Genomic DNA, 12,296 nt, shown 5'->3' with positions numbered 1-12,296 from the left:
CCGACAGCTCCCCGTCGGCCGGGGCCGCGCCCGCGCCGGAGCGCGACTCAGGCGCCCCGTTCGGCGAGCCAGCGGACCATGTCGGCGACGGACCACCGGGGGCGGGCCGCGAGGCGCGCCGCCACCGACCGGAGCAGGACGGGCAGGTAGCCGCAGAGTTCGGCGACCTCGGCGGCCGGGCCCGGCTCCCGGCGGATCCGCTCGGCGCCGACGACCCGGGCCAGCAGCTCGTACGCGTCCTGCGGCTCCAACGGGCCCACGGTCAGCCTGGCCGCGTCGGCGGGCAGGGCGCCCGGTTCGGCGCCGGCCACGACGGCCGCGCAGCCCGCCACGGCGGGCAGCAGTGGCGCCGGGTCGGTGACGCCGTCGAGCACCACCAGCACCCGCCGACCGGCGAGCGCGGCCCGGTAGCGCGCGCCCAGTTCGTCGACACCGGCGCCCTCGACGGGCCGCTCCCCCAGGGCCCGCAGGAAGGCGGCCAGCACGGCTCCCGGCTCCGCCGTCTCGCCGGCCGCGTACAGCTGCCCGTCCGGGAAGGCGTCCTGGACGGTGTGCGCCAGGTGGACCGCGAGCGCGGAGGTGCCGCTGCCGGTCGGCCCGGACAGGCCGAGCACCGGCGAGGCCCCGGCGGCCCGCAGGATCCGCTCGGCCTCCCGGACCTGGGCCGCCCGCCCGACCAGGTCGGGGATGTCCGGCGGCAGTTGGCAGGGCCGGGCGGGCCGGCACGGCGGCACCGGGGCGGCCGGGGCGGCCAGCGCGGCGTCCCCCCGCCGGATGCGGGCGTGCAGCTCGGCGACCGCCGGTGCCGGTTCGAGCCCCAGCTCGCGGTCCAGCCGTTCGCGCAGCGCCTCGAAGGCGGCCAGCGCCTCGGCCGTCCGCCCGCAGCGGTGCAGGGCCAGCAGGTGGAGGCGCTGCACCTCCTCGTCGCGCGGGTGTGCGGCGGCGAGCGCGTCCAGCGCGGGCAGTGCCTCGGCGTGCCAGCCGAGCGCCAGGTCGAGGTCGTGCAGCACCTTGACGGCGGCGTGGTGTCCGGCGGCGAGGCGTTCGCGGGCGCGTTCGGCGAAGCCGCCGGGCACGCCGTCCAGCGCGCGCCCCTCCCACAGCGCGAGCGCCCCGGCGAGCAGCTCCCGGGCCCGCAGCGGTTCGCCGCAACGCAGCGTGACCGCCTCATCCACCCAGGCGTCATAGCGGAACAGGTCGACGGCGGCCCGCTCCACCTCCAGCCGGTAGCCGCCGGCGGTGGCGACCAGCAGCCCGGGGGCATCGAGGGCGCGGCGCAGCCGGTGCGCGTGGGTGCCGATCTGGCCGGCCGGGTCCTTGGGCCAGCGGGCGTCATCCTCGCCCCACAGGCCCTCGACCAGCCGCTCGGTCGGCACGAGCTGGCCGGGGGCGAGCAGCAGGGCCGCGAGGACGGCCCGCTGCTGCGGTCGGCCGAGGTCGATCTCATGGCCGTCGCGCCGGGCGCGCAGCGGCCCCAGAACGTGGAATTCGAGCCCCATGCCCCCACCCCTCGAAGCCATGAGATTCAATGCACAGTCCGTAACAAAGCATAGGTGACCGGATCAGGGGGGCGCCGCCGTCCGCACGGAAGTGGCGTGATCCGGGCACCGGACGACATTCGGGGACGGGACATGGTTGACATCGGGGCATCCGGGCTGCGGTTCGGACTGCTGGGACCGCTGCGCGCCTGGTACGGGGAGCGGGAGATCGAACTGGGCCGGCCGCAGCAGCGGGCCGTCCTGGCGGTGCTGCTGAGCGCCGACGGGCGGACGGTGGCGACGCCGGTACTGGTGGAGGGGGTGTGGGGCGGGGCCGCGCCGGCCGACCCGCGCAAGGCCGTCCAGCTGGCCGTCTCCCGGCTGCGGGCGGCCTTCAAGCCGTACACCGGGCCGGATCCGGAGCGGATGCCGCTGGTGCGGGTCGGCGACGGGTACGCGCTGCGGGTGCCGGACGCGGAGGTGGACGCGGCCCGCTGGGAGGAGTTGCTGGCCGCGGCCGGACGGCTGCGCGAGGAGCAGGCCCCGCCGCAGGAGGTCCGGGAGGTGCTGCTGGCCGCGCATCGGCTGTGGGTCGGCGAACCGCTGGCCGGACTGCCCGGGCCGCACGCCGAGGCCGTCCGCTGCCGCCTCGCCGAACAGCGACTTCACGCCAAGGAGACGCGGCTGGAGCTGGACGCGGAGATCGGCGACCACACCGGCCTGACGGCCGAGGCCGCCGCACTCGCCCTGGAGCACCCGGAACGGCCCCGGCTGACCGCCGTCCTGATGCGCGCCCTCTACCAGGCGGGCCGCAAGGCCGAGGCGCTCGCCGTGTACGAGGACGCCCGCCGCCGGCTGCCGCCCGGCGAGGACGGCCCCGCCGCGCTGCACCTGCGGATCCTGCGCGAGGACCCGGCCCTGCTGCCCGTCTCCGCCGCCCGCGCCGAACCCGCCGCCGCCTGGCAACCGCCGGACCAACTGCCCGACGGCCTGGCCGACTTCACCGGCCGCACGGAGGAGGTCGAGACCCTGGTGGACCGCCTCGCCGGGGCCGGCGGGCGAGCCGTCGTGGTCTCCGCCCTGGACGGCATGGGCGGGGTCGGCAAGACCACGCTCGCCGTGCACGTCGCCCGGCAGGCCCACGGGCGCTTCCCCGACGGGCGGCTCTTCGCCGACCTGCGCGGCGCCGACCGCACCCCGCTGGACCCGGGCGCGGTGCTCGCCGGCTTCCTGCGCGCCCTCGGCGTGGCCGCCGCCGAGATCCCGCTCGACACCGGGGAGCGCTCCGCCCTCTACCGCTCGGCGCTGGCCGGGCGGCGGGTCCTCGTCGTCCTCGACAACGCCGCCACCCTCGGCCAGGTCGAACCGCTGCTGCCCGGCTCGTCCGGCTGCGCCGTCCTGGTCACCAGCCGCGTCCGACTGGCCGGCCTCGCCGGGGCGCACCAGATGCGCCTGGACACCCTGCCGCCCGCCGAGGCCCTGGAACTGCTGACCCGGATCGTCGGCGCCGACCGCGTCGCCGCCGAACCCGGGGCCGCCGAGGAGATCGTGCGGGCCTGCGGACTGCTGCCGCTCGCCGTCCGCATCGTCGCCTCCCGGCTGGCCGCCGACCCCGCGCTCACCCTGGCGGCACTCGCCGACGGGCTGCGCCGGGAACACCGGCTGGCCGAACTCAGCGACGGCGAACGCACCGTGGAGGCCACCTTCGCCCTCTCCTACCACCGCCTCGACGCCGACCTCGCCCGCGCCTTCCGCCTGCTGTCCCTGCCCGACGCCCCCGACGTCCCGCTGCCCTGCGCCGCCGCACTGCTCGGCCGCACCGAAGCCGAAGCCGACGAACTCCTCGAAGCGCTCGTCGACCTCAACCTGCTGCACTCCCCCCGCTTCGGCCGCTACGGCTTCCACGACCTGGTCCGCGACTACGCCCGCGGCCGGCTCGCCGCCGAGGAGCCCGCCGCCGAACGCACCGCCGCCGCCGACCGGCTGGTCGACTACTGCCTGGCCAGCGCCCGCAACGCCGACCGCGCCGCCCGCAAGGCCGACCCGATCGAACTCAGCCTGCTCGACGCAGCCGTCCGCGCTGCGGGCCGACCGATCACGGACGGGGCCGCCGCCGTCCGCTGGATGCGCGAACAGGCCGGCGTGCACGCCGCCGCCATCGCCCTGAGCTGCGCCGACCCGGCGCTGCCGCTCGACCGGGCGGCCGAACTCGCCGACCGGATGGGCTCCGTACTCGCCGAACGCACCCAGACCCGCGACATCGCCGACCTCTCCGACCTCATCGCCCGCGAGGCCACCGCCCGCGGCGACCACGGCCCGCTCGCCCTCGCCCGCTACGTGCGCGGCGGGATGCTCTGGCACATCAACCGCTACGCCGAGTCCGAACAGGAGATCCGCCAGGCCGTCGCGCTCTGCCAGGGCGACGGGGACGACGGGGACGACGGGGGCGGCGACGGCAACGGGGGCACCGGGGACGGCCCGACCGTCCGCGTCCTCGCCAAGGCCCTGCTCACCCTCGGCGGCAACGCCCGCGTCCACGGCCGCTACGCCGACGCCGCCGAACACGCCGGCCGCGCCGCCGACCTGTTCCGCCGCCTCGGCGCCGAGCGCTCCGAGGGCAGCGCCCTCGGCGAGTTCGCGTTCAGCTGCGCCCAGACCGGCCGACTGGCCGAGGCCCGGGACGCCGCCGAACGCGGCGCCCGCCTGATGGGCGGCTCCGGCCCGGTGTCCGCCGCCACCGGCCGCTACTACCTGGCCCGGGTCCTGCGGCTGTGCGGCGACCCGGAGGCGGCCCTCGTCCACGCGGTCGGCGCCCGCGACGAGTTCGCCGCCCTCCAGGTGACGGTGTTCGAGGCGGCGGCGGGCGACCTCGCCGCCCGGATCCACGCCGAGGCCGACCGCTGGCTGCTCGCCGCCGACGCCGCCGAGGCGGCGCTGCCGCTCGCCCGCCGCACCAGCGCCGCCCTGGAGGCCGCACTGCTGCGCACCCTGGGCACCGCGCTCACCGGCCTCGGCCGCCCCCGCCAGGCCCGGGCCTGCCTGGCGGACGCACTGGAGGTGTACGAGCGACTCGGGCTCGACACGGACGCCGAGCAGACCAGGGCACTGCTGGAGACCCTGCCGCAGCCCTAGGCCGCGTCCACCGCCTGTTGATCATCTGTCTACCGCGGTCCGCGATCTTGTCTCTCGTCAGGTCGCGGACCGCAGCAGTGCGGAGCCGGGGCCACTCCCATCGACGAAAGGCGCCACCCATGCCCACGCTCCCGCAGAACGCCCAGGTCTGGACCCTCAAGTCCGCGAACGGAACGGTCGCCGACGTGCGCTCCAGCCAGAGCAGCCCGGGCACCCCGGTCCAGTCCTGGGGCCCCAACGGCAGCGCCGCCCAGGGTTGGGTCTTCTGGGCCAAGGACGGCGGCAGCTGGCTCCTGGAGACCCAGCTCACCAACGGCAAGCACGCCCCCGGCCAGGCCATCGCCATCGACTACAACTACTCCACCGGCCAGACCTGGCTGTTCAACGAGCACGGGCAGCCCAACCAGCGCTGGGTGCTGGACGTCATCGACAACGACTGGTTCCGGGTCCGGACCGTCCGCTGCGACGAGGGCCAGCTGTTCCTCACCGCGGCCGCCCCCGGCTCCCCGCTCACCCTCACCAAGCAGGACGACAACAACCCGGCGCAGCGCTGGCAGCTCATCCCGGCCGGCGGCCAGAACGGCGGCGCCGGCGGCCAGCAGCAGCCGCAGCCCCAGCCGCAGCCGCAGCCCGGCGGCGACTTCCGCACCGAGATGCTGGCCGCCGTCAACGCGGAGCGCGGCCGGGTCGGCGCCCAGCCGCTGCGGCTCGACGACCGTCTGAGCGCCGCCGCCCAGCGGCACGCCAACGACATGGCGTCGCACGACCTCACCCAGCACGACGGCACCGACGGCAGCAACCCGTGGGACCGCATGCACGCCGCCGGTTTCCAGTTCCGCTCCGCCGCCGAGAACGTCACCCCGGGCAACAGCGTGGCGGAGGCCATGCAGATGTGGATGAACAGCCCGCACCACCGCGACAACATCCTGGGCCGCGACTTCAACTACATCGGCATCGGCTACGCCCCCCGCCAGCGCGGCAACTGGGGCCGCTACGTCCAGACCTTCGCCCAGGCCTGACCTCCCCTCCCCCAGCAGCCCAGCAGCCCAGCAACCACAGCAAAGCAAGGAGCCACCCTCATGTCCTCGAACGCGGCGGACCTGATCCGCGTCGCCCGAGACGAGGTCGGATACCAGGAGGGCCGGAGCGGCTCGCACTGGAACAACATCCAGAAGTACTCCCCGGCCGTCCCCGGCCTGGAGTGGTCCCAGGGCGAGGCCTGGTGCGCGACCTTCGTCGCCTGGTGCGCCCAGCAGTCCGGCAACGGCGGGCTGTTCCCGGTGACGGCCTCCTGCGCCGAGGGCGTCGCCTGGTTCAAGGACCGCGACCGCTTCACCGACTACCCGGTGATCGGCGGCCAGGTGTTCTACGGCCCCGGCGGCGGCAGCCACACCGGCATCTGCGTCGCCTACACCAGCTCCACCATCACCACCATCGAGGGCAACACCAACGACGACGGCAGCTCCGAGGGCGACGGCGTCTACCTCAAGACCCGCGACCGCAAGTCGAGTTGGGTGTACGGGTACGGCGTCCCGGACTTCGCCGACGGCGTCATCCTCGCCGACCCGCAGTGGCGGGACCGCCAGGGGGCGGTCTACTTCGGGCAGGAGGCCTCCGCCGCCGACCAGCCGAACGGCGGCTCCCGGCCCCAGGCCGACAGCAGCGGAGCCGGGGGCGGGGACGGCTACGAGCCCTTCCCCGGCGCCGACTTCTTCCAGGACGGCCAGCACAGCGACGTCATCACCCGGATGGGCGAGCGCCTGGTCGCCGAGGGCTGTTCCGCCTACGCCGAGGGCCCCGGCCCCGAGTGGTCCGGGGCGGACCGCGAGTCCTTCCGCAACTGGCAGCACAAGCTGGGCGACTCCGGCAGCGACGCCGACGGAATCCCCGGCCCCAAGCAGTGGGACGCCCTCCAGGTCCCGCGCGGCTGACGCCGCACCTCCACCACACCCAGAAGGAGAACCCGATGAAGCCCCTCACCCGTACCCGCAGGTTCCTCGCCGGGTTCGGCGCCGTCGCGGCCGTCGCGGGGGCGGCCGTGGTCACCGCCCCGGCCGCGCACGCCGCCGGCTGCGAGCTGGCGCCGAACCTGCAGACCGTCACCGCCGTCTCCAACGGCGCCACCGGCGCCCTCGACCTGCCGGCCAACACGGAGGCCAACGGCCAGCGGGTCGGCGTCTACCAGGGCAACCTGAGCCCCGCGCAGACCTGGTCGTTCTGGGGCTACTGCGACGGCACCACCGCCATCTCGCACGGCTCGGCCGGCAAGGTCGTCGACCTCGACACCGGCTCGGGCGCCGTCCAGCTCTGGGACACCCCCGGCGGCTGGGACGGCCTCAACCGCCCGGCCGGCGACTGGCTGCCGACCAACCAGAAGTGGATCCGGACCAGCGAGGACCGCGGCTGGTACCTGCTCCAGAACGTGGCCACCGGCCAGTGCCTCAAGTCCAACGGTGTCGCCCAGTTCACCTCGGTGACGGCCTGCAACGGCAACGACCCCGCCCAGCGCTGGAAGATCGGCTGACGGTCCCCAGGAGGGTCCGGCGATCCCCGCCGGGGGCGCGAATCGCCGGACCCGCCCCGACCCCGGTCCACCCGCCGACGCCGGCGGGCGGACCGGCCCGCGCCCACCACCCCCCTCCCGAGCCACCCCTGGGCCGGCGGAGGGGTTCGTGGGCGAGCCGGTCCTCGACCTGCTCGCCCACGAGTGGGCGCCGTGACACGCCGCCGACCCCCTCCCCCGGCGGCGTGTCACCGTCCTGCATCCGCTGTCACCGTGCCACGTGGGGCTCGTCACGGCCGGGTCAAGAGAACGCCAAGGACGTGGCGGCCGACCCTGCCCCTGCACTATGAAGATCCCTCAGAAGGGCGGCCGTCCGGCGGCCCGAAGATACGGGGGACTCCACATGAAGACCATCGGCAGAAGCAGGAACACGGCGGTACTGGCCGGCCTGGTCGTGGTCGGCGCGCTCAGCCTGACCGCCTGCAACGACGACGCGGCGTCGTCCGACACGGCGAAGACCCCGCCGCCGGCGGCCGCCGCGCCCACCACTGCGGTCACCACGCCGACCGGTTCGGCCGCCGCCCCGGCCGCGCCCACCACCCCGGCCACCGCGCCCACCACCCCGGCGGCCGCCGGGGGCGCGCCGGCCGGCGGCGGGGCGACCGCGGCGCCCGGGACGACCGTCAAGATCGGCGAGGCCGTCCAGCTGCCGTTCACCTCGGGCAGCACCAAGGGCACCATCTCGCTGGCCGTCACCTCGATCGACCAGGGCGACCCGGCCGACCTCACCGCCCTCAAGCTCGGTGACAAGGCGAAGGGCCTGGTGCCGTACTACATCCACTACAAGGTCACCAACGCCGGCGCCACCGACCTGTCGTTCACCAGCGTCGGCCACGTGAAGGGCCTGCTGGCGGACGGCACCGAGGCGCAGGACCTGCTGATCATGGGCACCTTCGCCAAGTGCCCGAGCAGTTCGCTGCCGAGCGGCTTCACCAACGGCCAGTCCGCCACCTCCTGCACGGTGGCGCTCGCCCCGGCGGCCTCGAAGGTCGCGGGCGCCGAGTACTGGGGCGAGCCGTACACCCTCGGCAAGGGCCTCAACTGGAAGTGATCGGCACGGGCCCCGGGCGGGGAGGCGGCGTGCGGCCGACCTCCCCGCCCGGGGCCCGGGTTCACTGCGCCGCGGGCACCCGGTGGATCCGCAGGAAGGCGTCGACGCCGAGCGCCGCGATCCGGGCGATCTCCTCGTCCGCCACCGGCAGGGCGCCCCAGAACGAACGCTCGGCGATGCCGTGGAAGGTCAGCAGCGTGAAATGCTCGGCGGCCCGCGGGGCGTCGTCGACGGCCAGCAGGCCGCGGCCCGCGATCGCCTCGAACCGCTGCGCGAGGTCGCGCTGCGAGGCGATCGAGCCGGCCTCCAGCCACGCCTCCAGGACGTCGGCCGGGATGTTGGCGACCTCGGCGCGGATGGCCCGGCCGAGCGCGCCGCGGTCCCCGGCCGAGAGGACGGTCCGGGCCCGTTCGACCGCGAAGTCGGTGAGGTCCTGGCGCAGGTCCACCACCCGGTTGAGGTGCTTGTCCATCAACTCGCCGATGGTCTCGGTCAGTTCGGCCGAGTTCTGGAGCGCGACGGAGAGGAAGAGGGTCTCCTTGTCGGCGAAGTGGTTGTAGACCGTCCGCTTGGACACCCCGGCCTCCGCCGCGATCGCGTCCATGCTGGCCCGGGCGTACCCCTCGCGCCCGAACACCGCCGTCGCGGCCCGTGTGATCGCCTTGCGCTTCTCCGGCCGTCCCGCTCCGCCCGTCGCCGCCACGGCGTCACTCCTCATCTACCGGGGCTCTCGAAAACTGCCCGGTGTAGTGTATCCCGGGCCTGTCGGGCCAGGGTTGCCATCGAACAAGGGTGCTCTATGCTGCCTACAACCTCTACACCCGTGTAGAGGGGATTCAACAGCACGCCTGCCCCCGACCGGAAAACGGAAGCCGAGCGCGGGAACCGGCCGGCCGAACAGCAGCGTCCAGAAGTGGCAGCGCACAAACGGCTCATCACACGACGACCGGGCGCAGGCGCCACAGGGGCGCGCAAGCACGGGAACACCGGGGGTGAGTGCGTGGCGGGGCGGCGAGGACGGACGTCCGACCAGGAGGCACGCGGGCGGACGCCCGGCCAGGAGACGCGGGCGCGGACGACCGACCAGCGGGCACCAGGGCGGGCACCCGACCAGCGGACACGGGGGCGCACCCCCGACCAGGGAGCACGCCGGCGGGCGAACAAGACCCCCGCCCGACCCCTCCCCGGCGGAGCGCTCCTGCCCGCGGCACTGGCCGTGGGGCTGCCGGCGGTGGGCGCCGGGATCGACGAGCTCTCCGGCCCCGGCATGGGGACGGCCTTCCTGGTGGGCTCGGTGCTCGGCACCGGCCTGGCGGCCGCGCTCAGCAGCCGCAACGGCTGGTGGTGGGTCGTCGCCGCCTCTCCGCTGCTGGTCCTGGGGGTGACGGCCGGCGCGGAAGTGCTGGCCAACGGCGACACCTACCGGGGCAAGGGCTTGGCCACCGGCTCCGCGAAGTGGGTGGTCCACGACTTTCCCGTGATGGCCGCGGCCGCCGCAGCGGCCGCACTGGTGATCGTGGTCCGGCTGGTCCGGGACCGGAGGAGGGACCATGGCTGAGAACCGGCAGACCCGGGACGGCGGCCGCGCCGCCGCGCCCCCGACCCGCCGCACCTCCCCCCTGCTGATCGCGGGCCGGACGCTGGCCTGCTCGGTCGCCCTGGCGGTCTTCGTCGCCAGCGGGGTCGTCTGGTACGAGGTGACGTCCCTCACCGACGGGATGACCACCTCCAACGCCATCGCCGAGACCAAGAAGAACGCGCCCAAGCACCTCGACAACTCGGTCAACGTCCTGCTGATCGGCCTCGACAGCCGCAAGAACATGGACGGGACGGACCTGCCGCCGGAGTTCGTCCAGGACGAACTGCACGCCGGCCACAGCTCCGACATCGGCGGCTACAACACCAACTCCCTGATCCTGCTGCACATCCCCGCCGGCGGCGGCAAGGTGCAGGCCGTCTCCATCCCCCGTGACGACTACGTCATGACCTACACCGGCGACGGCAAGCAGGCCGGCATGCGCAAGATCAAGGAGGCCTACGGCGAAGCCAAGGAGAAGGCCACCCCGGCCCTCCAGGCGAAGGGGCTCAAGGGCGCGGACCTGGAGAAGGCCGGCCGCGACGCCGGCCGGGCGGCCACCATCCAGACCGTGCAGAAGTTCCTCGACCAGCCCGTCGACCACATAGCCGAGGTCAACCTGATGGGCTTCTACGACATCGCCAAGGCCGTCGAGCCGATCGAGGTCTGCCTCACCCACGACACCAAGGACCCGGCCATGGAGGGCCAGGGCTCCGGCGCCGACTTCCACAAGGGCGTCAACAAGCTCAACGCCTCCCAGGCGCTCTCCTTCGTCCGCCAGCGCCACAACCTGGACGGCCCGGACGGCAACAGCGGCGACTTCGCCCGCACCCACCGCCAGCAGGCCTTCATCTCCTCCGTCGTGCACAAGCTCAAGCAGGACGGCGTCATCAGCGACCTCGGCAAGCTGCAGCAGCTGTTCGGCGTGGTGCAGAAGGACCTGGTCATCGACAACGAGTGGAACGTCCTCGACTTCGCCCAGCAGGCCCCCAACCTCACCGGCGGCAACGTCGAGTTCAACACCCTGACCTTCGACGGCTTCGGCACCCGCAACGGCCAGGACGTCAACCTGGTCACCCCCGCGAAGCTCCAGAAGGTCGTCAAGCAGATCTTCGGCTACGCCGACTCCGCCCCGGCCGCCCCCGACGCGGCGGGCGACACGCCCGCCCCGGCGGCCCCCTCCGCGCCGGCCACGACCGCGCCGCCCACCACCAAGGCCGCCGCCCCCACCACCGTGGACGTCTTCAACGCCTCCACGGCCGCCGGGGTCTCCTCCACCGCCGAGTCCAAGGCCCTGGTCGCGATGGGCTTCAAGGCGGGCAGGACCGGCAGCGCGGCCGCGAAGCCCAAGACCACCACCGTGGCCTACGGCAAGGGCGCCAAGGAGGCGGCCGACCAGATCGCCGCCCGCTACGGCGTCACCGCCACGGAGTCCGCGTCGGCCCCCGTCGACCGGGTGGTCGTCACCCTCGGCACCGGCTTCACCGGCGCGACCGACGACAAGACCGGCGCCGCAGCGCCGGGCGGCGGCGCGACCGGGGCCCCGTCCGACCCGGCGGCCAACCTGCCCGTGCAGGGCCCGTCGGTCGACGCCCAGAGCGACGGCGGCATCCCCTGCGTCTACTGACCCGCCGCACCTGACGCACCGCACCGAGCCGTAGGGAGGCTCCCGCCCGGGAGCCTCCCTACGGCTTTTCCCGCGTCCGGACCCAGGGCGCAGGCCTCTCGCACAATTCTCCGTACTATGTATAGTGTACTGCGTACGGGATAACCGTGCGCACGCGCCGACGAGAGGGCTCCGCCATGCAGATCACCACCTCCACCCTCGCCCTGACCGTCGAGGACGTCACCACCTCCGCCGCCTTCCTCCAGCGGCACTTCGGCTACGCCGAGGAGATGTCGGCCGACGGCTTCGTCTCGCTCCAGCACACCGGCGGCGGGGTCAACGTCGTCTACCTGCGGCGCGGCCTGGAGGTGCTGCCCGAGGGCCAGCGCGACCGGACCGCGTCCGGCGCCATCCTGGCGTTCGTCGTCGAGGACCTCGCCGGCGAGGAGCGGCGGCTGCGCGGCGAAGGGGTCGAGATCACCCTGCCGCTGCGCGAGGAGCCGTGGGGCGAGAAGCTGTTCCAGGTCACCGACCCGAACGGGGTGGTGATCGAACTGGTCGAGTGGGCCAAGCAGTAACCGCTCGCCCGAGCGCGAGCGGTAGCCCGGCCCGAACGACGGCGCCCCCTCGACCGAGGGGGCGCCGCAGTGGCCGGACCGGACCAGGCCGGACCGGACCGGTCAGTCCACCGTCCAGGTGTCGCCGCCCGCGAGCAACGCGGCCAGGTCGCCCGGTCCGCGATCGGCGGTGGCGGCGGCCAGCTGGCTCGTCATCAGTTCGTCGTAAACGGGCCGCCGGACGTCGCGCAGGACGCCGATCGGGGTGTGGTGGAGGGTGTCGGCGTCGGCGATCCGGGAGAGCGCGAAGGCGGTGGCCGGGTTGGCCGCGTG

At 74.6% G+C, this 12,296-nt stretch carries 10 protein-coding genes and 1 pseudogene; 8 read left to right on the top strand and 3 right to left on the bottom strand.

Going from position 1 to position 12,296, the window contains the following annotated elements; genetic code table 11:
* Window positions 1–47: 47 nt before the first annotated feature.
* A complete protein-coding gene (locus ACIPLC_RS30840; RefSeq protein WP_400476323.1) occupies window positions 48–1,499 on the bottom strand; it encodes a BTAD domain-containing putative transcriptional regulator in 1,452 nt (483 codons plus the stop codon).
* A 132-nt stretch (window positions 1,500–1,631) separates the two neighbouring features.
* On the opposite strand from ACIPLC_RS30840, the gene ACIPLC_RS30835 reads away from it, so the two are divergent.
* The 5 genes from ACIPLC_RS30835 (at window position 1,632) to ACIPLC_RS30815 (ending at window position 8,224) form a co-directional block, all read left to right on the top strand.
* A complete protein-coding gene (locus ACIPLC_RS30835) occupies window positions 1,632–4,610 on the top strand; it encodes an AfsR/SARP family transcriptional regulator (RefSeq protein ID WP_400476322.1) in 2,979 nt (992 codons plus the stop codon).
* Between the two features lie 119 nt (window positions 4,611–4,729).
* Window positions 4,730–5,629, top strand: a complete 900-nt coding sequence (locus ACIPLC_RS30830; RefSeq protein WP_400476321.1) for a CAP domain-containing protein — start codon at window positions 4,730–4,732, stop codon at window positions 5,627–5,629.
* A 60-nt stretch (window positions 5,630–5,689) separates the two neighbouring features.
* On the top strand, window positions 5,690–6,541 hold the full coding sequence (locus ACIPLC_RS30825) for a peptidoglycan-binding protein (RefSeq protein WP_400476320.1): 852 nt from the start codon (window positions 5,690–5,692) through the stop codon (window positions 6,539–6,541).
* Between the two features lie 35 nt (window positions 6,542–6,576).
* Complete coding sequence (locus ACIPLC_RS30820; protein WP_400476319.1) at window positions 6,577–7,134, top strand: RICIN domain-containing protein; 558 nt, start codon at window positions 6,577–6,579, stop codon at window positions 7,132–7,134.
* 382 nt (window positions 7,135–7,516) lie between these two features.
* Complete coding sequence (locus ACIPLC_RS30815; RefSeq protein ID WP_400476318.1) at window positions 7,517–8,224, top strand: hypothetical protein; 708 nt, start codon at window positions 7,517–7,519, stop codon at window positions 8,222–8,224.
* Between the two features lie 61 nt (window positions 8,225–8,285).
* Here the strand turns inward: ACIPLC_RS30815 and ACIPLC_RS30810 are convergent, their stop codons facing one another.
* Window positions 8,286–8,927 carry a TetR/AcrR family transcriptional regulator gene (locus tag ACIPLC_RS30810; protein WP_400476317.1) on the bottom strand — a complete coding sequence of 214 codons (642 nt, stop codon included), beginning with the start codon at window positions 8,925–8,927 and terminating at the stop codon, window positions 8,286–8,288.
* Window positions 8,928–9,455: 528 nt separating this feature from the next.
* On the opposite strand from ACIPLC_RS30810, the gene ACIPLC_RS30805 reads away from it, so the two are divergent.
* The 3 genes from ACIPLC_RS30805 to ACIPLC_RS30795 all read left to right on the top strand — a co-directional run bounded on the left by ACIPLC_RS30805 (window position 9,456) and on the right by ACIPLC_RS30795 (window position 11,984).
* Entirely contained in the window at window positions 9,456–9,782 is a 327-nt protein-coding gene (locus ACIPLC_RS30805; protein WP_400476316.1) for a DUF6542 domain-containing protein, read from the top strand.
* Entirely contained in the window at window positions 9,775–11,427 is a 1,653-nt protein-coding gene (locus ACIPLC_RS30800; protein WP_400476315.1) for an LCP family protein, read from the top strand. The genes ACIPLC_RS30805 and ACIPLC_RS30800 overlap by 8 nt, the downstream gene beginning before the upstream one ends.
* A 176-nt stretch (window positions 11,428–11,603) precedes the next feature.
* Entirely contained in the window at window positions 11,604–11,984 is a 381-nt protein-coding gene (locus tag ACIPLC_RS30795; RefSeq protein WP_400476314.1) for a VOC family protein, read from the top strand.
* A gap of 102 nt (window positions 11,985–12,086) precedes the next feature.
* Here the strand turns inward: ACIPLC_RS30795 and ACIPLC_RS30790 are convergent.
* Window positions 12,087–12,296 (bottom strand): annotated as a pseudogene (locus tag ACIPLC_RS30790) (2-oxoacid:ferredoxin oxidoreductase subunit beta); the annotation flags it as partial.

It is taken from the genome of Kitasatospora sp. NPDC086801, assembly GCF_044745805.1.
Classification (GTDB): Bacteria; Actinomycetota; Actinomycetes; order Streptomycetales; family Streptomycetaceae; genus Kitasatospora.
The sequence above is the reverse complement of the archived record's forward strand: the minus strand, read 5'-3'. Positions and strand labels throughout refer to the sequence as shown.